Source organism: Paenibacillus lacisediminis, assembly GCF_046567315.2.
This window is the reverse complement of the sequence record NZ_JBKIAX020000008.1, coordinates 1-23534: the sequence shown is the minus strand read 5'-3', so window position 1 is coordinate 23534 and position 23534 is coordinate 1. Positions and strand designations below refer to the sequence as shown.

Here is a 23534-nt window from a genome sequence, read left to right as displayed (position 1 = left end):
CCGTCCTTTATAACCGGCCTGAGCCGGCTCCCTGCCTTCTCGTTATATCATTTTCTCCGGTACAAACAGAAAAAACCCGGCACGGCAAAATGAATCCCGGACCAAGAATTGTCAACGCTTACAGAACAAAGAGGGAAGCCCCGGTTATCCGGGACCTCCGATTTTCCATGTTCATCAAGCCGGTGCGATTACTCGCCGAGGTTTTCGCCGTTTGATTGGATGACATTTTTGTACCAGCCGAAGCTTTTCTTTTTGATCCGTTTCAGCGTGCCCTTGCCCTCATTGTCCCGGTCCACGTAGATGTAGCCGTAACGTTTTCTCATTTCGCCGGAGGAGGCGCTGACGATGTCGATCGGCCCCCAGCACGTATAGCCGAGGATTTCGCACCCGTCCTGGATCGCTTCGCCCAGCTCGGCCAGATGGCGCTTCAGGTAGTCGATCCGGTAGTCGTCGTTCACTTCTCCTTCCGGAGTGACCTCGTCATGCGCACCAAGCCCGTTTTCCACCACGAACAGCGGCTTCTGGTAACGGTCGTGCAATTGGTTGGCCGTAATGCGCAGGCCGAGCGGATCGATGGTCCAGCCCCACTCGGATTTGTCCAGATAAGGGTTGGCGACGGAGCCGAACACATTGCCGCTCGTCATTTTTTTGTTCACTTCGGGATCCGTGCTTGTCGTGCGGCTGGAGTAGTAGCTGAAGCCGATGTAATCGACCGTATGCTCCTTCAGAATCTCCGCATCGCCCGGCTCCATCTCGATGGTCAGCCCGTGATCGCGGAAAAAGCGCTTGGCGTACCCCGGGTACTCACCACGTGATTGCACGTCGATGAAGAAGTAGGACTCGCGGTCTTTTTCCATGCCCTGATACACATCATCCGGGTTGCAGGTATACGGATAGAAGCTGCCGGCCGCGAGCATGCAGCCGATTTTGGCGTCCGGAATCAATTCATGGCAGGCTTTAACCGCCAGCGCGCTGGCAACCAATTGGTGGTGCGCCGCCTGATATTGAATTTGCTTGACATTGTCGCCTTCCTTAAATACCAGGCCCGCGCCCAGAAACGGCAGATGCAGCAGCATATTGATCTCGTTAAAGGTCATCCAGTACTTCACTTTGTCCTTATAACGTTCCAGCACGGTCTTGGAATATCTTTCGAACAGCTCGATCATTTTACGGTTTCTCCAGCTGCCGTATTTCTCGATCAGGGCCACCGGCACATCGAAATGGGCCAGGGTGACGACAGGCTGAATGCCGTTTCTCAGCAGTTCGTCGAACAGGTCATCGTAAAATTTCAGACCGGCCTCGTTTGGAGCGGCGTCTTCCCCGGCGGGAAAAATACGCGCCCAGGAAATCGAGACGCGCAGCGCCTTAAAGCCCATCTCCGCGAACAGGGCAATGTCTTCTTTGTAACGATGGTAAAAATCGATCGCTTCGTGGGACGGATAAAATTCGCCGTCCAGCGGCTTAAACGACGGAACGTTGCCTTTCATGATGCTTCTTCTTTGCTCCCCCGTCGGCAGTAAATCCACCAGGGTGAGGCCCTTACCGCCCTCCAGATAAGCACCTTCGGCCTGGTTTGCGGCAATCGCCCCGCCCCATAAAAAGTTTTCCGGGAATCTAAAACCGGTCATGTTCATGCTCCTTTCTTGTTGCTGGCGTTGTAGGACGAACCCTTCGTAACAAAAAAACCCGAACAACCCCGGCCGCACGATCGGTGCGTACTGGAGCGTTCAGGTTATGCCCGAGCGGTAACATCCCCGTGTCATTTTTGATTGATTATGCTACAACTTTAACAATCATTTGGGGAGGATGTCAACCAAAGAAAGCCGGATACGCGGCCACGTGTCATGAACCGGAAGGTCAAGTTGACTGCTGGCGCAGCTTCGTTTCCCGCACCAGTTCTTTCACGTTCTCCTCCAGCCGGATCTTTAGCTCCTCGGCAATTTCGAAGCCGCCCTCTTCCTTGCGGACCACTTGCGAGTCGACCGTATACACGCCGCCCAGAATATAACGTGCGCCCAACACGGACAATACCGGCTTTAAAGCGTAATCGATCGTCAGCAGGTGAGCCAGGCTGCCTCCGATGAACAGCGGCAATACGACTTTGCCAGCCAGGCCCTTTTGCGGGATCAGGTCGAGAAAGGTTTTGAGCACACCCGTGTATGAGGCCTGGTATACCGGGCTGGCCACGATCACGGCATCCGCCTCGGCCACCATCGCATTGGCTTTGACGATCGCCGCGCTTTCAAATTTGGTATGGATCAAATCTTCCGGCGGCAGCTCGCCGACATTCAAATGCCGCACCTCAAACCCTTCCTTGCCCAGCAGCTCCTCTGTCAGAGAAAGGACGGCCACCAGCCGGGACCCCGGCGTCGGACTACCGTTAATAATCGTAACTTTTGCCATGTTGGATCTCTCCTTTATGTACCGCCGTCAGGCCATACAGCCTGTCGCACTATGTGTTCTGCCGCACCAAGTGTACTGTCGCAACAAGTGTACTGTCGCAACAAGTGTACTGTCGCAACAAGTGTACTGTCGCAACAAGTTCCCGTTGCACTATGTATACTGCCGCAACAGGCGGTCCGTCACACCAAGAATTCTGTCAAATTCCGATGAACCTGCTATGTTTTAAAAAGATGCTATCAATATTTTAAGTAAAAGTCAATGAAAGCTACTCCGGCGCTTCGGGCGGCGTCTGGGCACATCCCCATAGGCGGTTGCATACGATGAAGCAAAATTACCGTTTTCAGGAAGGGGCCTGTTCGTAATCATGAATCCCGTGTATCCGTATATCGGCAAAAAAACGGTCTGCGAGGAGCAGCCCATCGCTTTTCCGCCGCAGCATCAGGCAAAGCAGCCCGGTCTGGAAAGCTTAATGCATCCGCGGCCGATTTTCGACAATCCCGAATACCGCGGCAGCGGCAAATTGCGGGGAAAAGTGGCCGTCGTGACCGGCGGCGACAGCGGCATCGGACGCGCCGTGGCAGTGGCGTTTGCCAAGGAAGAGGCGGACCTGGTCATCCCTTACTTATGGGAAACCTCCGATGCGGAGGAAACGAAAAGAAGAATTGAAGCGCTGGGGCGGCGCTGCCTGCTCATCGAAATCGATCTGCGCCGCAAAGCGAACTGCGAGCGGGTCATCCACGAGACGATGCGCCACTTCGGGCGGCTCGATGTCCTGGTCAACAACCACGGTGTTCAGTACCCGCAGCGCAGTATCGCCGACATCTCTGAAGAGCAGCTGTATCAGACGTTTCAAACGAACATTTTCCCGTACTTTTTCCTCGTGCAAGCCGCCCTGCCCCACCTCCGGCGCGGCTGCTCGATCATCAATACCGCTTCCATCGTCGCTTACAAAGGGCACAAAACGCTGATCGATTACTCCGCCACCAAAGGAGCGGTCGTTTCGTTCACCCGTTCCCTGGCCCTTTCCCTGATCGATTGCGGCATCCGCGTCAACGCCGTCGCCCCCGGCCCCATTTGGACGCCGCTTATCGTCTCCAGCTTCTCCGCCGAGGAGGTCGCGACGTTCGGAACGGACACCCCGATCCGCCGTGCCGGCCAGCCGTACGAACTGGCTCCCGCCTACGTGTACCTGGCCAGCGACGACTCCTCTTACGTCACCGGTGAAACCGTACACGTCAACGGCGGCGACATGGTAACGGCCTAGAAAAAGGGACGTTGGGGGCGCCCTCCGGGGGCGTCCTTAACCTTAAAGTTGGCATTCTCACGGTTCTGCCAGAAATAGCGGCATTTTATGGCGCTAATTTCCGGAATTTAACTATCCGCTCAAAATAGCGGTATTTTATGTGCTTATCTATCTCCGCTCCCGGAGAAAATTAACTTTTCCCGCCTTCACCGGGTAAATAACGCCATAAAAGTCCCTTATCTTGCGCCAGTCCAGTAAAAAGTCAGAAATAGCGACGTTTTTTACCGCTATATATTCGGGGTGGGCTACCTGCCGTGACTTCCTTTCGCTGTGTCCGGGTAGGCGCTGCCATGGACTTTCTTTCGCTGTGTCCGGGGTAGGAGATGCCGCGGCAATTCTACTTCCTCTATCCCGGTTGGGCGATGCCGTGACTTTGCATCGCCATGGCCGGGCTGTGCAATTACCGTGGTATTTATCGCCATATCCGGGTGAATTCCCGAAGGGACCAGGGCCAAGAGCCGGGCGGCCAAGCCGCTTACAGCGCTTCGATGATGTCCCCGGCCAGCAAAGAAGCGGGAGACCCGGGCCTGGCGGCCGCGGCGCGTTCGCCGGCGAGGCCGTGCAGGTACACGCCAAGCGCCGCTGCCTGAACGGCGTCCAGGCCTTGGGCCAGCAGCCCGGCGATAATGCCCGTCAACACGTCCCCCGATCCCCCGGTTGCCATGCCGGGGTGCCCGGTGAGGTTGACGAAAACGCGGCCGTCCGGGGCCGCCACGACGGTGCGCGCGCCCTTCAGCACGAGCGTGACGCCGTGCTGCTCGGCGAAGCGGCGCGCCAGGCCGATGCGGTCCCGCTGCACCTCGGCCGTCGGCAGCCCGGCCAGCCGGGCCATTTCGCCGGGATGCGGCGTCAGGATCGTCGCCGCGTCCCGGCGCTTCCACGCCGCGAGGCCGCCGGCTGCGGCGAGGATGTTGAGGGCGTCCGCGTCCACCACCAGGGGACGCGGAGCGCCCTCCCATAAGGCGCGCAGGAAGGCGTCCTCGCCCGGGAAGCGCCCCAGCCCCGGGCCGACGGCGAGCACGTCGCGCGCCGCCAGCAGCCGCAGCACTTCGTCTGCTGCGGCTTCGTTCCAGGCGCCGGCGTCGCCGCTGGCGGCCGGCGCCAGCATCAGCTCGGGCACGGCCCCGAGCACATGCGGCAGCAGCGCCGCCGGCAGCGCCCACGTGGCCAGCCCGCAGCCGGCGCGGAGCGCGGCTTTGGCGGCGAGCAGGCCGGCGCCGCTCAGCGGCAGGCTGCCCGCAGCGAGCAGCACGTGCCCGTACGTGCCCTTATGGCCGTAGGCTTCGCGCCGCAGGCCCGGATCCACACCGAGCTCGCCGCGCAGCGTCTCCCCGGTGAGGACAACCCCTGCTGCCGCCATGCCCTGCGGCAGCTCCCGGGGGATGCCGATATAGCGGACGATCACATCCCCCGCTGCCTTCGCCCCCGGATACTGGGTCAACCCCGCCTTCAAAAAGGCGAGGCACACCGTAATCCGGGCCCGGATGCACGGGTCGTACGTTTCGCCCGTATCGGCGTCCAACCCGCTGGGGATGTCGGCTGCAACGATCGGCAGCCCGCTTTCGTTCGCCTCCCGGATCAGGGAGGCGTAAACGCCGCGCGGCGCGCCTTTGGCGCCCGTGCCGAGCAGCGCATCAACGATCCCGGTTACGCCCCGGGATCGGGCCGCCGCCACGGCACCGGGAGCGTACGCCGCGCCCGCAAGCCCCAGCGCTTCCGCAATGCGCTGCTGCAGCGCCGCTTCGCCGCCGAGCTTTTCCGGCGCCTCGGCGTACAGCAGGCTTACCGTTACGCCCGCTTCGGCCAAATGCCGGGCGCACACCAGGCCGTCGCCGCCGTTGTTCCCTTTGCCGACCAGGATCAGCCAATGCTCCGGATACCCGCCCGTCGCGCCCAGTTCGCCGAACCCCCCGGCGTTAGGGGAAACCAGCCCAAAAGACGGCTCACGGCCCTCAAACACGCTTCGTCCATGCCGTCCGTCTGCCTGTAAGGACCCGCACATGTGGACATCCGATCCCCCAGCCCGTCCAAGCCGATGAACGCGAGCGTAATCTCCGTCTCCCTGTCTGGCCCCACTCTCGTGGACGTCCGTACCAAATGCCTGCAAGGGCTTGTTCTCGCAAACATCCCAGCCGTCATCGCAAATTCGTTCAGCAGCCTTTTCCCCTCTCCGTGCGGGCCATTCACCGAGCTGTTGCCGGCGCTTCCGGCAAAAGGCCAGCACCTCTTCGGCGATCGCCCGTCCGGCGTTTTCCATTAATGCGACCGCTGGAATCCCCATCTGTACAATCGCATGCCGGTCAATCTCCCGCATTTGCTCCGATGTCACAAATCTCATTCCTGCTCCTCCCTTCCTATCCAACGTCATTTCGTTAACACCGGAACCGGCTACCTTCTCCGATATTACTACAAATCGCTGACATGCCTTACCGACTTTGCCGTTATGTACAAACTTCTCCCAATTCGTCTTCTCTTCACCAATCCACGCTTACACCTAACCATACAGTCCGATCTCCATACCGCGCTAAAAAGCTTTAACTAGTTCCTCTCTTAATAAGCAACGGTAAACCGTGCGCCCGGGAATTGCGGATCTTCGACCTCGTCCAGCAGCGCCACCGCATAATCTTCGACGGTGATCCGGCTTTGGTCCCGTTCATCCGTGATCAAACGATCCAAACCTATCCGGAACTGCCCCGTCCGTATGCCGGGTTCAATGACTGCAGGCGGACAAATTACCGTCCAGTCCAGGTCAGAGGCTTGATACAACGCCAGCGCCTCGTTGTGCGCCCGGGCCAGCGGACGAATCTCCTCCGGAAACTCCGGCGTATCCATCAGCCGGACGCCCGGCGTTACCTCAAGGCTTCCCGCGCCTCCCACGGCGATCAGCCTGCGGGCGCCGCCGCGTCTTGTCCCTTCGATCAGGCAGCGCGTCGCCTCCTGCATCTCGTCCTCATCCCCAAAGCGCGGCCCATAAGCGCTGATGACAACATCCTGCCCCTCCGCCGCCTTGGCAATGGAATCAGGCATCAAAATATCCCCTTCGATCACGCGCAGCGTTCCATGTTTGCCTTTCGCCGCTCCCGCCCCCGTTTCCTGCAGGTCCGCTTCGGCAAGCCGCGACGGATCGCGCACCACCGCCGTCACGTCATGGCCGCGCCGCAGCGCTTCGGCCAAAATACTTTTTCCAATCGTTCCACTGGCTCCAAACAATGCGATGTTCATTGGTATCTATTCCGTCCTCTCTACGCTTGTCGTCAACCCTAATCGGCTGCTCTTATTATAATCATCCCAAAAAGGCAGTTCAAAACACCGCCTGCCCCGATACCGCCAAGATTTGTGGTTCCCCGACCGCTTCCTGCTGTATAGTGTCCAATAAAGTGGATTTGCTTTTAGAGAGTCTATTATGGAGCCACACTGGATATTTCCAATACAATTTGTTGAAACTCCCTTTTCCACGGATCGCTCATTGGAAAAATCCAATAGATTTCGCTCGAATTGCTCGTTTTGCGCCTTGCTAAGCCTCATCTATTGGAATTATCCAATCAAGCCACTGTATTGGTCATCAAGTTTCCATTCTAGTCTACATCCAGTGGACGTTGTTCTAACGGACACCAGCGACCTTATCCGCCCATTTCCCGGGTATTTCCCAGCCTAACGGACTCACATGACCCTATTCTGCTCTAAACTAGTTCTTCCAGGCCGGTTTGAGGTAAATAAGGTCGTTTGTGTCCGTTTACATTTTGCAAACCTCCAATTTTCCTCAAATAACGGCTCTGGTGTACCTTAGCCCCAGATTCCGCTTCTCCCCCCTCTCTACCTGCGCCTCGCCCTCTACCATGACCGAAATTTTATAGATCCTATAATCTTTAAAAAAAGCTCCCGGCGCTTCTGCCAGGAGCTTAGCCAGTTTATATGTTCGCGGTGCCGTTCAACTGGCCGCTCTTGCCCATTTCCTTTAGCCTGCTTTGCCGAGTAAAAAACTGATGATCAAAATGACGAAAACGATCGCCGTGATCAGCACGAAGAGGTAATCTTTTTCCGCCAAAAACACAAACAGCGAAACAAACACGCGGAGCACCGGGGTCAGGATCAGCAGCAGCAGCCCTGTCTGAATGATAGCGGCCGATTTCAAGGCGACCAGCCCGCTAGCGATGTCCCCAAAACTGGTCGGGAACGTGTCTCCCGGATAGCCAGTGTTTCCCGTCACCAAAAATAGCAGCAAGCCGGCGATGATCACGGCGGCGGCCAGGATGACGCCGATCCGCAGCATTTTGCTGACGACAATTTCCGCTTCGATGGCGCGGTTTTTTTCCGCAGGATGGCCTTCGTTCATATTAACCCCTCCATCCTTGGTAAATCATTTGGCAGGCGATATAAATCATAACCGGAATAAACAGCTTGCGGATCGTTTTGCTTTTCAGCCGCTGCATGATCCGCGACCCTACGGTGGCCCCGACGAGAACGCCCAGCGCCACCGGGGCGGAAATGGTCGGAATGATGTCTCCGCGCAGCAAATAAATGCCCGCGCTGGCCGCCGCCGTGACCCCCATCATAAAATTACTGGTGGCCGTGGACACCTTCAGCGGCATTTTCATAAACACGTCCATCGCCATCACCTTAAAGCTGCCGCTGCCGATCCCAAGCAATCCGGAAACGACGCCCGCCCCGTACATGACTCCGAAGCCTTCATAGACCCGGTCGATGTTATAAGCTACGCTTTTGCCGATCGCTTTGTCGTAATACTCTCCCTGCAGCCCCAGCTTCCTCGCGACGGGATGGAGCCGGACGCCCTCCGGCACTTCCTGCTTGCCTTTTTTGATCATGGAATAAGCCGAATACAGCAACAGCAGGGCAAAAATGAAAAATAAAATCCGCGGTGCGATCAACGCTCCGATAAAAGCCCCCGTGATTGCCCCGACGGTCGTGGCGATTTCCAGAAACATGCCGACCCGCAAGTTGGTGATCCGGTCGCGCAGGTAAGCCACCGCCGAACCGCTGGACGTGGCGATGACGGATATAATGCTCGCCCCGATCGCATGGTTGATGTCGACGCCAAACAGCAGGGTGAGCGCCGGCGTAACGATAATGCCCCCGCCAAGGCCCAGAATCGAGCCCACGATCCCCGCCAATATGGCGATTAGAAAAATTTCGATAACGATCGTTGTCAAAACTGCATCTCCTTTGCTGATCATTTTTCCTTGACGACTTGCAGAAATGCTGACCACGATGCGCAACGTTGGTGCTAAACCGGCGTATGATGCGCGCGAGAATGGCCGATAAGCAAATTCTGTGCTGAGCAGGCCTTTCTTAATATTTTACGCCCGGTTGCCGATCCGCATAAACATGCCGTGCGACTGAGGCGCCGTATATTCAAAACCAAACTTCCGGTATAAGCGGTCCGCCGGCGGATCGGCGATCAGGCTCACATAGGTCAGCGGCGGCGCGCTTGTCTCCAAGAAACCGACGATTTCCCGCATGATCCTGTTTCCCAGACCTTGTCCTTGGGCATCCGGGCGAACGGCGATATCAACGATCTGCATAAAACAGCCCCCATCACCGATCACCCGTCCCATCCCGGCCAATCCTTCCGGATCGTACAGCGATAAGGCGAACAGCGAATTTCTTAATCCGACCTCCGCTCCTTCCGCGCTGCGAGGGCTTAATCCCGCTTGCTCCCTGAGCCTGACGTAATCTTGTACGCTCGGTACGTCCCTGATGACCCGGATCTCCCGGTTCACTTTCATATGTACACTCCTTCCGATAACCGCAAAAAAACACCGCCTGCTCCTATCGTCAGCTACCAAGTATAACATTTTGCTTTTCAGACTTCACCCTCAATTTCCGGGAATTGCCGTTTTTTTGACGAAGCGCCTTGAAATTCGCCATGCTCCTGTGCAATAGTGGAAAGAGGAAAATGGAAAGGGGGATCACGGTGTCCTTTTCGGAATGGTTGACTTGGTTTCGGCTGCACCAGGGGGCCGCTGTAACCGCCTTCCTGGCGCTCGTGATTTTTCTCTGGTTGTACGGGACCGCCCGCCGCAGAGCGGCGTTTGAAGAACATAAACGGCTGGAGCATTTGAAAAACAGCCTGGAATTGTACTCGGCCGCGATCGCGGCGTTGATGCGTGCTTTGGACAAACCCGTTCTCTCGGGGGCGGGAAAACGCTTGTTGTTGAACAAATTGCTGGCATTGCGCGCCGCTCCTTACGCTACGGAAAACGCGCTGGCACAAGTTTCGGCCTACGCTGCCGACGGCGACGCCGCCCGGCTTGAACTGCTGCTGAAGACGCTGGAAAGGGAAAGCGAGCAGTTGATCGCCGAACGGGACAAGCTGCTGCGCCAGATGGAGCAGCCGGGATGGGGGCAATGGCTGTGGCGTTATTTTCGCCCCTCGCTGCCGTTTCTTTTTGCGGCCGGGTTGTTTTTCACGTTCTTATGGCTGCTGCGGCTGGTGGACGAGTTCACCGCGGCAACGGGCGAAGGGCCTGACCGCTGGCGCTATTGGGCGTCATGGATCCAACTCGTTTCAACCTGGTTAGCGCTGGGGGTATTTTATCCGGCAGCGATGAGCCTCCGCCGCAAAAACGCAAGCTCGACGCTCGCCCGGATTCTTGCCGCGCTGATCGCCGTATTGGCCTTGTTCCATCTCGCCGGGTACATGTTTGCTCCTTATATTCTGGGCCTGCAGCTGCTGCTTTTCGGCTGGGGTTACCGCCTGAACGGCCGCAAACCGCGGAAATCGCGCCCATATGTCGGCCATCCATCGGCAGCTTCAGGCGACGGCAGCGACGGCGGCCACCCGGACGCCAAAAAGAACGACGAACCGCGGGACTGATAGTCGCTTGACGTCCGGGCTCCCGAGCGCTAAGCGTGTTGTTCCCGGGAGAAATGCGCACTAACGTCGCGTAGTTCTTGGCGCAACGCTCACATTCCCGGCGCTTGTCGCATCGGGAACCGTCGGAGGACGCCGTTGGAGCCGGGCCGCAAGCGAAAATTCCGCGAAATGCCCCGAAACGCCGCGAAATGCAAAAGTGCAGGCGATTTTTGTCAAAACGCCCCGAAATGGTCACTCGAACTGCAAAAGTGCATTTCACCACCGCCTTTATGACCATATTTTTCCATATCAACTCCAAATAGATGCACTTTTGCATTTCATTCGCCTCCGAGAGGGAAATCACGCCATATGAACTGCACTTTTGCAGTTGGCTGCAGCATAAACAGGCGACGAGCAAAAGATACGTATAGGACGTGTATAAGAAGCTTAGAGGTAACTTTTCTTGCGATATCAGGCACCCGCTCCCATGAAGTTTATACTTTCTGGCATCTAAAAAAACAACAAAACCCCGCTCCAAAAACAGCACGGCGCAGAGCCTTCGCTGCCTGGAGCGGGGTTGTTTAATAATATTCAGTTCGGCACGGAACCCGATTCGCGTAAAGACTTGACTGCCTGGCGGGACGACTTGGCAGTTCTGGCCGAGCCGGCCGAGCTGCCCGAGCTGCCCGAGCTTAGTTCATACCGCTTTCGTTCCGTGCGTTCGACTTGAACGATCTGCCCCTCATGAACGACGATGTTCAGAGAGCCGAATTCCATTCCACCCAACAGACCGGCAATTCGTTCCAACCAGACATCGTCTACCTTTAGTGGTCTTGCCATTTGTATCGCCCTCCTGTTCTTTAGCGAATCTTGAGACTCACGCCTTGTTTTAGTGGCTGCTTTTGCGCGTAAACCAGCCTTTGAGCAGCAGCGTGACGAGCGCCAGCAGCAGCAGCAGGGAGGCCACCGCAAACGATGCGGAAAACTGGTATTCGTTATACAAAATTTCCACGTGCAGCGGCAGCGTGTTGGTTTCTCCCCGGATATGGCCGGATACGACGGACACGGCGCCAAATTCCCCCATCGCTCTCGCATTGCACAAAATAATGCCGTACAGCAGCCCCCATTTGATGTTCGGCAGCGTCACTTTCCAGAAAATCCGAAAACCTCGCGCCCCCAGCGTAACCGCAGCTTCTTCCTCCTGCTGCCCCTGATCCTCCATGAGCGGAATCAATTCCCTGGCAACAAATGGGAAAGTCACGAACAAGGTCGCCAAAATGATGCCCGGCAGTGCAAAAATAATCGTAATATCATGCTCCTGCAGCCATGGCCCAAACCAGCCGTGAACCCCGTAGACGAGCACGTAAATGAGGCCGCCGATGACGGGGGAAACGGCAAAAGGCAAGTCGATCAGCGTCACAAGCACCTGCTTGCCGCGAAAATTGAACTTGGTAATCGCCCATGCGGCCGCCACGCCAAAAATCGTGTTCAGCGGAACGGTGATCAAGGCAACGAGCAGCGTCAACCGCAGCGCCGACAAGGCGTCGGGATCGCGGATGGCTTCCACGTAAACACCCCAGCCCTTTTTGAGGGCTTCCGTGATTACAACGGCCAGCGGCAGCACGATCAACCAGATCAGCACCAGCGCCGCAAGGGTGATCAGCACCCATTTTACGGCGCCCGATCCTTTTCGGGACTGGCGGCCGGGCGCAGTAGGCTTATGGGCAGCTAATGGTACAGAACCCGCCATATGATTTCCTCCTCCATGCTTAAATCATCCTGTTTGGTCCTTTTATCTCGCGGTTTTGCGCATCCGGCGCTGCAGCGAGTTAATCAGCAGCAGCAGCACGAACGAGATGAGCAGAAGGATCAGCGCCACCGCCGTTGCGCCGGCGTAGTCGAACTGCTCCAGCTTCGACATGATGAGCAGCGGGGCGATTTCCGTCTTCATCGGCATGTTGCCGGAAATGAAAACGACGGAGCCATACTCCCCGATACCGCGGGAAAAAGCCAGCGCAAACCCGGTGAGCAGCGGCGGCAACAGTTCCGGCAGCACAACCGACCGAAACGTGCGGAACCGGCTGGCGCCTAGGGTGGCCGCGGCCTCCTCCACCTCCGCGTCGAGGTCCTGAAGCACCGGCTGCACCGTCCGGACGACAAACGGGATGCCGATAAACATCAGCGCCAGCGTAATCCCTATCGGCGTAAACGCGATGCGGATGCCCAGCGGCTCAAGCAAGGAGCCGATCCAGCCGTTCGACGAGTAGATCGCCGTCAGCGATACTCCGGCCACCGCGGTGGGCAGCGCAAATGGCAGATCGATCATGGAGTCAAACAGTCTTTTTCCGGGAAAATCATATCTGACAAGCACCCAAGCCAGCAGCAGCCCCAGCACGGCATCGATCAGGCCGGCGGCCGCTGCGGTCAGAAAGCTGACCCGATAAGAGGCCAATACCCGCGGATCCGTAGCGACATCCCAAAACTTTTCCCAGGTAAGTCCCGTAGAATTCAGCAGCAAGGCGGAGAGCGGGATCAGCACGATCAAGCTCAAATAAAGCACACTGTATCCCATGGTCAACCCGAATCCGGGCAGTACTCCGCGCTTCGTGGCGCTACTGTGCATGTTACTTCATCCTTTCTCCTATTCAGGCCAAAGAGAGGCTAACGCAACGTGCGGCGTCTCTCCCGGAACCTGATCCTCCGCTTGGAACGGCCGGTTATTGAGGTACGTAAATCTGGCTGAAAATGCCTCCATCGCTAAAATGTTTCTGCTGCGCTTCCGCCCATCCGCCAAACTCCTCGTCAATCGTAAACAGCTTGATATCGGGGAACTGGTCGGCAAACTTGGCTTTTACGCTGTCCAGCGTCGGACGGTAATAATTTTCCGCCGCGATCGTCTGTCCTTCCTCCGTGTACAAATATTTCAGGTATGCTTCGGCGACTTCCCGGGTTCCGTGTTTGTCGGCGTTTTTGTCCACCACCGCTACGGGAGGTTCGGCCAAGATGCTTTCCGATGGATAAACGATATCGAATTTGTCCGGTCCGAGTTCTTTTACGGAAAGCCAGGCTTCATTTTCCCAGGCGAGCAGCACATCGCCCAGTCCGCGTTCAACGAAGGTCGTCGTCGCTCCGCGGGCGCCGCTGTCCAGAACAGGGACGTGCTGGAACAGTTTCTTGACGAATTCCTGCGCTTTGGCTTCATCGTTATTATTATGGTGCAGGGCGTATCCCCATGCCGCCAGGTAGTTCCAACGGGCGCCCCCCGAGGTTTGCGGGTTCGGCGTAATGACTTCCACCCCGTCTTTGATCAGATCGTCCCAGTCCTTAATCCCTTTCGGATTGCCTTTGCGTACCAAAAACACAATCGTCGAGGTATAAGGAGAACTGTTATGTTCATATTTCTGCTGCCAGCCCTCATTGATCTGGCCGCTTTGCTGAATGGCGTCAATATCGTAACCTAACGCCAGCGTTACCACGTCCGCCCCCAGACCGTCGATCACCGCCCGGCTCTGTTTGCCCGAGCCGCCGTGCGACTGCTTGATCGTGACTTTTTGACCCTTCTCTTTCTCCCAATAAGCGGCAAATGCTGCGTTGTATTTTTCATATAGCTCCCGGGTCGGGTCGTAGGATACGTTCAGCAGCTCCACTTCCTTAAGCTTCTCCCCGCTGCCTGAAGAACCGGCTTGCGCGCTGGCCTCCTCGCCCCGCTTGTTATCCGCCGAGCAGGCCGTCACCACCGTCAGCATCGCCAGCACCAAACTCATTAGAACCCCTTGCTTCCACAGTTTGATCATCGTATCACTCCCCTTGCTCTCTTGATATTTTTCCTTACACTGCCGGCAGGCTTCATACCGCAGGTCCCCCTAAAAGGAGGAAGCGGAGAAACGCTCCCATCCCTACGGTCAAACCGAGCCGCTACCCGTGTCTGCCAAGGCAATAGAGCGTTCCTCCGCCCGTACGGTTAGAACATTTTAAATTATTCCTACCTGTTTAGTATGCTATGGTGTTATTTTATTATCGGGGGCCTAAAATTGTCAAACATTTTATTCAAAAAAACCAAATTATTTATAAGGTCCCCTTATATTGCGTAAGACGAATGAACGAGCCGCAAAATGGGGGCTGGATATTCGGTGAAATGTGGAGTTTGGCATGGGAGGATCTTCAGCGTTGCGCATGTATGCGTACCAGGAAAAGCGTGGCTAGAAATAGTATATGTGGTTAGCAGGTGTGGTCGGATTTGATGTGGTCGGATTTGGTCAGGTTCGCTTAGGGGACAGCCGGGTTGGAGAGAGCGGCCGGATCAAAACATAGTGGCAACCACAATAGCGGTATAAAATGTCGCTATATCTCGCTTTTCACGGTCAGCGGGAAAATAGAGGAATTTTTTACCGCTATTCTTCGTCCGACACGTATATTTGCTTGATTTCAGCCCGTTTCCGAGCACATAGCGACATTTTTTTCCGCTATTCAACAATACAGCTCAAATCGGGAAAAATAACGCCATAAATTACCGCTATGTCAAACGGGGGCGCGTAAGGAGAGGGCGTGAAGAGGGACGCGAAAAGGCGCGCAAACGAAATACGCGCCCCGCATTCTTCCCGGTCGGGCCCTGCCTCTACAGCGGCCCCAGCTTCAGCGGCTCGATGCAAGAGACCTTGGCGATGGCCAGCTCCTGGCCGGCAGGCGACAGCGTGCCCGTTTCGGCATCCCGCCGGAATGCCACGATATTGCCGCTGTATTGGTTCGCCACGAGTACGTAGCCGTCCAGCACGGCGAAGTTCCGCGGCCAGTTCCCGCCGGTCCCGATCCACTCCGGGTCGCCAAGCTTGCCGCTGGCCGGATCGACGCGGAAGCGGACGAGGCTGTTGTGTCCACGGTTGGAGCCATACAGGAAGCGGCCGTCCGGCGACAGGTGAATGTCGGCCGGATAGTTCTCGCCCCGGAAATCCCCGGGCAAGGTGCTGACATGCTCCAATGGATCCAGGCGTCCTTTATCCAGATCGTAAGCGTATACAGTCAGCGTATTGTTTAATTCGTTCATCCCGTAGGCGTACCGCCCGGAAGGATGAATGACAAAATGGCGCGGGCCGGAGCCGTCCGGCAGCCGTGCCTCCCCGTGCTTCACAAGCTCTCCGTCCTCCAGCCGGTAAATCACGATCCGGTCGATCCCCAGATCGGAGGCGCAAATATACTTCCCGTCCCGGCTGGGAACGGCGCTGTGCGCATGGGGGCCATCCTGGCGTTCCGGATGAACGCCGCCGCCTTCGTGCTGAACGTTCGATCGCATCCCCGCCAGCGCTCCGTCTTCGCCCAGCGCAAAGCTGATCACATTGCCGCTGGAATAGTTGGAGGCGAGCAGCCAGCCCTCACCGGCTTTAGCCAGCGCAAGATGGCAGGGATCCGCCCCCAGCGTCGGAAGCTCGTTCAGCTTCGTTAATCCGCCGTCCCCCGGATCGATCGCGAAACTGACCACTTTCCCTTCGCTCTGCTCGCTGACCGCATAAAGCCGCCGTGCATCCGTATCCGCGACTAAGAAAGAAGGGTTCACAATCCCGTCAGTTTGCCTGAGAATACGCATGGCGCCGCTCCGCAGGTCCAGTTCGCATAAATATATCCCCGGGTCGCCCAGCTCCGCATAAGATCCTGCGTAAAACAACCGGGAATCCGTTCGATCGAAAATACTCACCTCAGCACTCCTCCCTTGGCTTTCCGCGCTTCCAACAGATCCTTCATATCCTTATACTTACCCGTACAATGCTCTCTTCCGGCCTGGCTGTCGGCTTCATCCAGCATCCGTTTGACCTCCGCCAGGGAAAGATCATCGAAATACGACTCCAGCCGCTGCTCCCCGCCGGTAAAGATCCGATCCATGACGTTGTGCATATTGGAAGCTACTTGACAGGAGGACTCCTCGCTGCCGGAGCACCAGCCCGGATGCAGCGAACCGCGTGCAAACATTCGGTACAAGTCGCCCAAAGTCACCCGTGCAAGTTCCGTATTGAGCTGGTATCCTCCGCCGACGCCCTCCTTCGTTGTCACCAAACCGTGCTTCCGCAGCGCACTAAGCACTTTACGCACACGGGCCGGATGGGTTGCGACGCTGCAGGCGATCTGCTCGCTGTTGGCCATTTGCTCCTCTTTGTTGTCCAGAAACAACAGGCAATGGACCGCAACCGTGAATTCGCTATTCATTTTTCTTCCCCCTCTGCGTTGGCAGGTTTGAAACATGAGTGGCCGATTATGTTATAATGTTCTCGCGAAATACTATTAACAAATATTTAGTTTTGTCCACCAATCACTTCTTTATATAGAAAGGGATCTCCCATGAATGCGATAAACCCTTCTTACCTGCAAATCGCCTTTACTTTCGGCGCCTTGTTCATGGCGGTAGCCGTGCTGTTTATCCGCCTTAAGGCGAGCCGCCGGCCCGTGACGATCCAGAAAATCATCATTCCCCCGCTCGGCATGACGACCGGGTTTATGATGTTCGTCGTTCCCGAGACGCATATTCCCGTCACTTGGGGGATCATCGCCTTTGCGCTCGGCTGGCTGCTGTTCTCCTATCCGCTCATCCGGACCACGAAATTCGAGAAGGTGGACGGCCAGGTCTATGCCCAGCGCTCGCGCAGCTTTATTTTTATTCTGATCGGCCTGCTCGCTGTGCGCATGCTGCTTCACGAAGCGGTGGAGCAATATATCTCCGTGCTTCAGACCGGCGCCGTTTTCTTTCTGCTGGCCTACGGGATGATTATCCGCTGGCGGCTGTTTATGCTGAAGCAATACCGCGCCATGACGGCAGGCCCTGACAGCCCTTCCAATTCCAATTAAAGCTCCGCGGGCTGCGAGTCCGTCCAGTCTTCAACCACAGACCGGTTGCGGCCCGCCTCCTTCGCTTTGTACAAGCAGCGGTCGGCGCAGCCGATCAATTCCTGCCCGCTCACCGGATCAAGCGGCGATATGCAGCAGCCCCCGATGCTGATCGTGACGCACCCGGAAATCGCGGAAACTTCATGGGGGATGGCCAACCCGGACACCGCCCTGCGAAGCTTCTCCGCTATATTCCGGGTTTCGCGGGCACCGCAATCCGTCAAGATCACGACAAACTCCTCCCCGCCGTAACGCGCCGCAAACCCGCCCAGCGCTTGCACCCGTTTGTGGATCGTTTGGGCGATGGAACGCAGCACCTCGTCTCCACCCTGATGCCCATAGTGATCATTGTAGGCTTTAAAGCAATCCACATCGATGATAAGCAACGACAAGGGCGCCGATCTATCCCCCGGCGAGACCATTTTCCGAGACAAAATCTCATCAAAACGGCGGCGGTTCGGAATTTCGGTCAATCCGTCCAACTGGGTCAGCCGGGTTAATTTCTCGTTGGCTTTCTCCAGCTCGAAGCCGGACTCAATCAATTGCCGGTGCTGTTCCGAAAGCCGGATAAACAGCCGGTTCACCTCGTTCACCACCGAGCAGATTACGACCATTGCCGCAATGACCGAGTTGATTTTGGCCATGTACCAGCCGAGCGAAAACCGGGTGCCGGCCAGCAAGGTCAGCGTCACGTCCATCATAAGCGCAACGATCGCCACCGTCAGCCACAAGTGCAGCACCGTGTGGCCTTTGTTTTTCCAGGCCATCACTAGCAGTGCCGCCAGGTTCAGCAGCCATACGGCAGGGCCAAGCCCGGACGAATTTAACTGCCGGTAATCGCCATGGCCTATAATTTCGGGCAGCGTCCCCTCTCCAAGGACCGACAATTCAATAAAGCCAAGCGCAAGCAGCAAAGTAAACGAAATGCCCGCCACGCCCCAATTGAAAATATGCTCTTTTTTCTCGATTGGCTTCGGCCATATCGATTGCGTGAAAACGTACAGCAAAATCCCCAAAGAAAATCCGCTGTGCCAAAACACCCACAACCATCCCGCAGCCTGACTGCGTTCGCCGAAATACCAGGCATCGGAAAACAGCCCCGGAAACGTAATAATATGCGCGGTGGTAATGATTCCGGTAAACAGGTAGGTGCAGGATAATACCAGCAGCGACGGAATCCCGGACGCCCGGTATTGGCTGTAGGCGATAAAAGCGGTCAGCAGATCCCCGAATATAAGCCAAGCGATGGCAGCGGCAAAAAAAAGCTCCAACCCGGGCGAATTTCTTATGCCGAGCGAAATCGCCGCTATCGATACGGCCACGATCAAAATGGCCAGAAAAACCGCGAATTTTCTTTGCTTGCTTCCGGAGGGAATGTCGAAAACCTGTGATGCCACCTTGTAATTTCCATGCATAGGCGGGCAATTCCCCCCTTCTGGTTGTTTTTCGTGTAGTACCTCCAACATATTAGATTTTAAATAGAGATGCAATCTTTTTCTCCCGGTTGCCGCAAAACGGCAAACAGCCGCATTCGCTTTGGGGCGAATGCGGCTGTTTGGGGCAAGCAAGGTATTTATCGGATTACGCTTAAGAAGACGTTCTCGGATCGAATGTGGGGTTCTTCAGTTGAGGCAGCATCTTCATCCCCTTCTCCATTTCAGAAGAGCATAACGGACACACCGGCGTATAGTCAAACGTAAAATTATCCCGCATCCAGCCATTGCAATCCTCACTGATGCAAGACCAGACCGGCGTGTTCTCCTCGGGAATTTCCTCCAGCGGTTTTTTACGGTAGCTCATCTTTTTCCTCCTCAAAATGGATGTTGGTCAACCAATTCGGCATGCGGCCAAGGCCGCTTATATGAGCTGAATAAAAACGGCTCCTGGCGCAAAATGGGCGCACCAAGAGCGTGATGCCTATCTTAAAAAAATTCACACATTGAAAAAAGTTCCATTTATATAGTGACACTCTTTCCAATGTGTGAATATTGCGTTCTCAAATCATAAGCTGATTTAATTATAACGGTTTACCAAATAAAACGCAAATCTCCTGATATTTCAAGCCAATTCCCTTTGCCAAGCTGGACAGACGGGCCGCGGGAAATTATAATGACTAGTGAAATCCGCAGTTGAATAGTTCAGGGGTGCTGGAATCGGCCGGCTGAGATTGTATCCCATCAAGATACTGACCCTTAACCTGATCTGGATAATGCCAGCGTAGGGAGCGTTATGGATGAAACATGTTAATGAATTTCATTCCGCCAGCCTATCAGCGTCCCGACCGGGACGTTTTTTTGTTGTCCGGACCTGACGTCCGGAAGCTTTCGGACGTATCCAGGTTATAAATGAACAAACTGCGGAAATTTAACGATAAAAAGGGAGAGAATTTGCTGTGAAGAAAAACATGCGGGCTTCCCTCGTGGCGGTCCTATCCTGCCTCCTGCTGGTTCTGGCCGGCTGCGGCGGCCAAGCTGGCGGCGGCAGCGAAGGCAATCCAGCCGCGGGTGCCGCCGCGGACAATGGAGGGGCCAAGGCGCCGCGCGGCGTTAAGCTCGTGCTCGATTGGAGCCCCAATACGAACCACACCGGCTTATACGTCGCCAAAGAACTGGGGTATTTTAAGGAGGAAGGCCTGAACGTGGATATCGTGCTCCCGGGCGCCGGCGGCGCAGAAGCTATGGTCGCTTCCGGTGAGGTGCCGTTTGGCGTCAGCGTGCAGGAGAACGTCACGCAAAGCCGGATGCAAGGCGTTCCGCTCGTATCGATCGCGGCCGTCATTCAGCACAACACCTCCGGTTTCGCCGCTCCGGCCGGCAAAAACATCAAATCGCCGAAAGATTTTGAAGGCAAAACGTACGGCGGATGGGGCTCTCCGGTAGAAGAAGCCGTCATGAAATCCATCATGGACCAGGAAGGCGCCGACGTCAGCAAAGTCAAATTCCTCAACATCGGGGATGCCGACTACTTCACCGCCGTGAAGCGCGACATCGACTTCGCCTGGATCTTTTACGCCTGGACCGGCATTGAAGCGGAGCTTCGGGGTGAACCGCTTGATATGCTGTACGTCAAAGACTACTCGGATAAGCTCGACTATTACACACCCGTGATCGTGACGAACGAGAAGACGATCGCAAACGATCCCGAGCTGGTCAAATCGTTTATGCGCGCCGTGTCCAAAGGATACAATTACGCCATCGATCATCCCGAGGAAGCGGCGCAAATTTTGCTGAAGGCCGTGCCTGAACTCGACCATGACCTGGTCGTCGCCAGCCAGAAATGGCTTAGCCCGAAATACCAGGATGACGCGGCCCGCTGGGGCGAACAGAAGAAGGAAGTATGGCAGAACTACTCCGACTGGATGCACGAGCGCGGGCTGCTGGAGAAGCCGCTTGAAGTCGACGCCGCGTTTACAAACGAATTTTTGCCTGCCGCCGAGTAAATAAAGAGAAATAAAACCGAGAAAGGATGTTAAATTTATGCCAAATGCACTGCTCAGTATTCAGATCATTCCGAAAACGCCCCACGGCGAAGACGTTATTCCGTATGTCGACCGCGCGATCGAGGTCATTCAGGCCTCCGGGGTCAAATATCAGGTGAATCCGCTGGAGACCACGATGGAGGGCGATTTGGACGAGCTGCTGGCCATCGTCAAAAAGATGAACGAAGCGGTCATCGAGTTCGGCAGTACGGGGATCATTTCGCAGATTAAAATTTCTTACAACCCGCAGGGCGTCAGCATGGATAAGCTGACCGAGAAATACCGTCCATGAATTTCCGCAGCCTGTGGAACAGCGTATGGCCGCCGCTTACGGCGGTCATCCTGTTTTTGCTCATTTGGCAAGGGGCCACGGTCTGGTTCAATATTGATCAATGGATTTTGCCCAGCCCGCTTGACATCGGCCGCGAAGCGGCTGCCGAATCAGCCGGTCTAAAGGAGCACACCTTCGCCACGCTGCGCCTGATGCTGGCCGGATTCGCCATCGGCACGCTGGTTGGTCTGCTGGTTGCTTTTGTGCTGCATTATGTACCGTTTCTGAAAGCATCGCTTTATCCGCTGATCATCTTGAGCCAAAACGTGCCCAGCATCGCGCTGGCCCCGCTGCTTATGATCTGGTTTGGCTTCGGCATGCTGCCCAAAATCATCGTCATTACGCTGGTCTGTTTTTTCCCCGTAGCCGTTGCCGCCATGGACGGACTGAACCGGACGGACCGGGTGATGCTGAACTATATGCGGATGATCGGGGCATCCAAAGGCCAGATTTTTCGCAAACTGGAAGTCCCCTATGCCCTTCCCGCCATCCTTTCCGGCGTAAAAATCGCCGCGACCTACAGCGTGATGGGAGCCGTCATCGCCGAATGGATCGGCGCGGACAAGGGGATCGGCTACTATATGCTGCTGCAAAAGTCATCGTTTCGCACAGATAAAATTTTCGTCGCCATCGCCATTATCGTTGTGATCAGCCTGGCCATGTTCGTCTGCGTCGCCCTGCTCGAAAAATGGCTGGTCCGCTACAAGCAGAAAGGGGATTAGCTCGCATGAATATTCATACCCGAGAAAAAACGGCGGCCCCCTTAGCGCTTGAGGTGCGCCATATCCACAAAACATTTCGTGAACGGCGCAAGGAGGTCCCCGTGCTGCGCGATATTTCGCTGGAGGTACATGCCGGCGAGTTCGTCTCGATCATCGGCCCGTCCGGCTGCGGCAAAAGCACCTTGTTCCACATTATCGGCGGTTTAACCGCCCCCGATCAGGGAGAGGTCTATCTACAGGGCGGCAAGGTGACTGGACAACGCGGCCACATTAGCTATGTGCCGCAGCAGCCGGCGCTTTTCCCGTGGCGAAGCATCGAGGATAACGTCGTGCTCGCGCGGGAGATCGCCGGAATGAAGCGCGCGGGCGCGCGAGGAGAGATACGGGAATGGCTGCGCAAAGCGGGACTGGGCGGCTTTGAAAAAGCATATCCCCATACGCTGTCCGGCGGTATGCAGCAGCGCGCTTCCTTCCTGCGGGGACTGCTTGCTCCCCAGGAGGTCATGTGCCTGGACGAGCCTTTCAGCGCGCTGGATGCCTTGACGCGCAGCGACATGCAGCGCTGGCTGCTGGAAATGTGGGAGGAAAATAAACGCTCCGTCCTGCTGATCACACACAGCATAGACGAAGCGCTGATGTTGTCGGATACGATTTATTTGTTCTCGGGCCGTCCGGCTAGGGTGCTGCATACCGTTAAGGTCCCATTTTCCCGCCCGCGCCGCGAGGATGTGGCCGAAGACCCGCTGTTCCTCGAACTGAAGCGCGACATCGCCCAGCGCATGGCGGCCGAGCAGCAGCACCAAAATTAAAGCAACGAAAAAATGTTCAACATGTCGTCGGAAAGCTTCATCAATGCGTGGACGATGTCGGGGTCAAATTGCGTTTCGCTGTGCCGCAGCAGCTCCAGTTTGGCCTCGCTCATCGTCAGCCTTTTCAGGCGGTAATGCCTGTCCGATGTCATGGAATCAAACGCGTCGACAACGGAACAGACCCGCGCGTTATAGGGGATCTCCTCCCCCTTTAAACCGTCGGGATACCCGCCTCCGTCCCAGCGCTCGTGATGCCAGCGAACGATTGCGACAACATCCGGTCCAAAGGCCGGATTCACCTCCACCAATTCGGCGCCGACCACCGGATGAAGTTTGATAATATTCCACTGTTGCTGCGTCAATGGCCCGCGATGCTCGATAATTTCGCGCGGTATCATCGTTTTCCCGATGTCGTGCATGAAGCAGCCTCGTATTAAACTGTCCTTCTCCGCCCCAACGATGCCCAGCGGCTCCGCAATCTTCTCCGCAAGCATGGCTACCCGGACGCAATGATGATAGGTTTCTGGATGTTTTCGCATAAGCATTTCAAACCACTTCACCGCGTCGGGGTTATTATCCGTATACAAGTCATCCACGAATTCACTCGGACCAATCAACAAGTTTTGCCCCCTAAACCCTGTGTCGTCACTTGCCCGTCATATTCCCAGGTGGTTTTTTTAACATCAACGCTACAGGTCAATAAGAAAAAATCACTATTTTCCGTCAACTTTCACCGCGCATCCCCCGATAATTGCAGAGCCCACGGTCAAAAAACGGTAAATGTCGTACAATAACAATTATGCGACA

General features: G+C 56.1%; 23 protein-coding genes and 1 riboswitch. Of the genes, 7 read left to right on the top strand and 16 right to left on the bottom strand.

From position 1 onward, the window contains the following. Window positions 1-188: 188 nt before the first annotated feature. A complete protein-coding gene (locus tag ACLD72_RS16635; protein ID WP_411002540.1) occupies window positions 189-1628 on the bottom strand; it encodes a 6-phospho-beta-glucosidase in 1440 nt (479 codons plus the stop codon). 229 nt (window positions 1629-1857) lie between these two features. Then, window positions 1858-2403 carry an NADPH-dependent FMN reductase gene (ssuE, locus tag ACLD72_RS16630; protein ID WP_411002539.1) on the bottom strand — a complete coding sequence of 182 codons (546 nt, stop codon included), beginning with the start codon at window positions 2401-2403 and terminating at the stop codon, window positions 1858-1860. Between the two features lie 364 nt (window positions 2404-2767). On the opposite strand from ssuE, the gene ACLD72_RS16625 reads away from it, so the two are divergent. Continuing rightward, window positions 2768-3667 carry an SDR family oxidoreductase gene (locus ACLD72_RS16625; RefSeq protein ID WP_411002538.1) on the top strand — a complete coding sequence of 300 codons (900 nt, stop codon included), beginning with the start codon at window positions 2768-2770 and terminating at the stop codon, window positions 3665-3667. A gap of 514 nt (window positions 3668-4181) precedes the next feature. On the opposite strand, the gene ACLD72_RS16620 is transcribed toward ACLD72_RS16625, so the two are convergent. From ACLD72_RS16620 to ACLD72_RS16600, 5 genes are all read right to left on the bottom strand, one after another. Further along, the gene (locus tag ACLD72_RS16620) at window positions 4182-6044 is read right to left on the bottom strand and encodes an NAD(P)H-hydrate dehydratase (RefSeq protein ID WP_458476011.1); all 1863 of its coding nucleotides are present in this window, start codon (window positions 6042-6044) and stop codon (window positions 4182-4184) included. A 212-nt stretch (window positions 6045-6256) separates the two neighbouring features. Continuing rightward, window positions 6257-6928 carry an NAD(P)-dependent oxidoreductase gene (locus ACLD72_RS16615; protein WP_411002535.1) on the bottom strand — a complete coding sequence of 224 codons (672 nt, stop codon included), beginning with the start codon at window positions 6926-6928 and terminating at the stop codon, window positions 6257-6259. A 733-nt stretch (window positions 6929-7661) separates the two neighbouring features. After that, window positions 7662-8039, bottom strand: a complete 378-nt coding sequence (locus tag ACLD72_RS16610; protein WP_411002534.1) for a DUF1634 domain-containing protein — start codon at window positions 8037-8039, stop codon at window positions 7662-7664. Window position 8040: 1 nt separating this feature from the next. Then, entirely contained in the window at window positions 8041-8874 is an 834-nt protein-coding gene (locus ACLD72_RS16605; RefSeq protein ID WP_251593187.1) for a sulfite exporter TauE/SafE family protein, read from the bottom strand. 147 nt (window positions 8875-9021) lie between these two features. Continuing rightward, window positions 9022-9450, bottom strand: a complete 429-nt coding sequence (locus tag ACLD72_RS16600) for a GNAT family N-acetyltransferase (RefSeq protein WP_411002533.1) — start codon at window positions 9448-9450, stop codon at window positions 9022-9024. Window positions 9451-9638: 188 nt separating this feature from the next. On the opposite strand from ACLD72_RS16600, the gene ACLD72_RS16595 reads away from it, so the two are divergent. Continuing rightward, on the top strand, window positions 9639-10541 hold the full coding sequence (locus tag ACLD72_RS16595; RefSeq protein ID WP_411002532.1) for a hypothetical protein: 903 nt from the start codon (window positions 9639-9641) through the stop codon (window positions 10539-10541). Between the two features lie 570 nt (window positions 10542-11111). Here ACLD72_RS16595 and ACLD72_RS16590 read toward each other — a convergent pair. The 6 genes from ACLD72_RS16590 to ACLD72_RS16565 all read right to left on the bottom strand — a co-directional run bounded on the left by ACLD72_RS16590 (window position 11112) and on the right by ACLD72_RS16565 (window position 16712). Then, the gene (locus ACLD72_RS16590; RefSeq protein WP_411002531.1) at window positions 11112-11360 is read right to left on the bottom strand and encodes a YezD family protein; all 249 of its coding nucleotides are present in this window, start codon (window positions 11358-11360) and stop codon (window positions 11112-11114) included. Between the two features lie 49 nt (window positions 11361-11409). Further along, window positions 11410-12270, bottom strand: coding sequence for a sulfate ABC transporter permease subunit CysW (cysW, locus tag ACLD72_RS16585; protein WP_411002530.1), 861 nt, complete (start codon window positions 12268-12270; stop codon window positions 11410-11412). A 42-nt stretch (window positions 12271-12312) separates the two neighbouring features. Continuing rightward, on the bottom strand, window positions 12313-13143 hold the full coding sequence (cysT, locus tag ACLD72_RS16580; protein WP_411002529.1) for a sulfate ABC transporter permease subunit CysT: 831 nt from the start codon (window positions 13141-13143) through the stop codon (window positions 12313-12315). Between the two features lie 94 nt (window positions 13144-13237). After that, window positions 13238-14314 (bottom strand): sulfate ABC transporter substrate-binding protein, encoded by a 1077-nt coding sequence (locus ACLD72_RS16575; protein WP_411002528.1) that lies wholly within the window; start codon window positions 14312-14314, stop codon window positions 13238-13240. 821 nt (window positions 14315-15135) lie between these two features. Continuing rightward, window positions 15136-16206, bottom strand: a complete 1071-nt coding sequence (locus ACLD72_RS16570) for a lactonase family protein (protein WP_411002527.1) — start codon at window positions 16204-16206, stop codon at window positions 15136-15138. Further along, window positions 16203-16712: an RrF2 family transcriptional regulator gene (locus ACLD72_RS16565; RefSeq protein ID WP_411002526.1), complete on the bottom strand. Its 510-nt coding sequence runs from the start codon at window positions 16710-16712 to the stop codon at window positions 16203-16205. The genes ACLD72_RS16570 and ACLD72_RS16565 overlap by 4 nt, the downstream gene beginning before the upstream one ends. 132 nt (window positions 16713-16844) lie before the next feature. Between ACLD72_RS16565 and ACLD72_RS16560 the strand changes: the two genes are divergently transcribed. Next, window positions 16845-17348 carry a CcdC family protein gene (locus tag ACLD72_RS16560; protein ID WP_411002525.1) on the top strand — a complete coding sequence of 168 codons (504 nt, stop codon included), beginning with the start codon at window positions 16845-16847 and terminating at the stop codon, window positions 17346-17348. Here the strand turns inward: ACLD72_RS16560 and ACLD72_RS16555 are convergent. Both ACLD72_RS16555 and ACLD72_RS16550 read right to left on the bottom strand, forming a co-directional pair. Continuing rightward, window positions 17345-18784, bottom strand: a complete 1440-nt coding sequence (locus ACLD72_RS16555; RefSeq protein ID WP_458476005.1) for a sensor domain-containing diguanylate cyclase — start codon at window positions 18782-18784, stop codon at window positions 17345-17347. The two genes, ACLD72_RS16560 and ACLD72_RS16555, sit on opposite strands and share 4 nt — an antisense overlap. A gap of 190 nt (window positions 18785-18974) precedes the next feature. Continuing rightward, window positions 18975-19187, bottom strand: a complete 213-nt coding sequence (locus ACLD72_RS16550; RefSeq protein ID WP_251593163.1) for a cold-shock protein — start codon at window positions 19185-19187, stop codon at window positions 18975-18977. 330 nt (window positions 19188-19517) lie between these two features. Then, window positions 19518-19628, top strand: a riboswitch (TPP riboswitch). A gap of 163 nt (window positions 19629-19791) precedes the next feature. On the opposite strand from ACLD72_RS16550, the gene ACLD72_RS16545 reads away from it, so the two are divergent. The 4 genes from ACLD72_RS16545 to ACLD72_RS16530 are packed head-to-tail and all read left to right on the top strand — an operon-like array spanning window position 19792 to window position 22727. Beyond that, window positions 19792-20826: an ABC transporter substrate-binding protein gene (locus ACLD72_RS16545; protein WP_411002593.1), complete on the top strand. Its 1035-nt coding sequence runs from the start codon at window positions 19792-19794 to the stop codon at window positions 20824-20826. A gap of 37 nt (window positions 20827-20863) precedes the next feature. Continuing rightward, window positions 20864-21157: an MTH1187 family thiamine-binding protein gene (locus ACLD72_RS16540; RefSeq protein WP_411002523.1), complete on the top strand. Its 294-nt coding sequence runs from the start codon at window positions 20864-20866 to the stop codon at window positions 21155-21157. Further along, window positions 21154-21918 (top strand): ABC transporter permease, encoded by a 765-nt coding sequence (locus tag ACLD72_RS16535; RefSeq protein WP_411002522.1) that lies wholly within the window; start codon window positions 21154-21156, stop codon window positions 21916-21918. Before ACLD72_RS16540 ends, ACLD72_RS16535 begins: the two co-directional genes overlap by 4 nt. A gap of 5 nt (window positions 21919-21923) precedes the next feature. After that, a complete protein-coding gene (locus ACLD72_RS16530) occupies window positions 21924-22727 on the top strand; it encodes an ABC transporter ATP-binding protein (protein WP_411002521.1) in 804 nt (267 codons plus the stop codon). Here ACLD72_RS16530 and ACLD72_RS16525 read toward each other — a convergent pair. Continuing rightward, a complete protein-coding gene (locus tag ACLD72_RS16525) occupies window positions 22724-23344 on the bottom strand; it encodes an HD-GYP domain-containing protein (protein WP_458476002.1) in 621 nt (206 codons plus the stop codon). The two genes, ACLD72_RS16530 and ACLD72_RS16525, sit on opposite strands and share 4 nt — an antisense overlap. Between the last annotated feature and the right edge of the window lie 190 nt (window positions 23345-23534).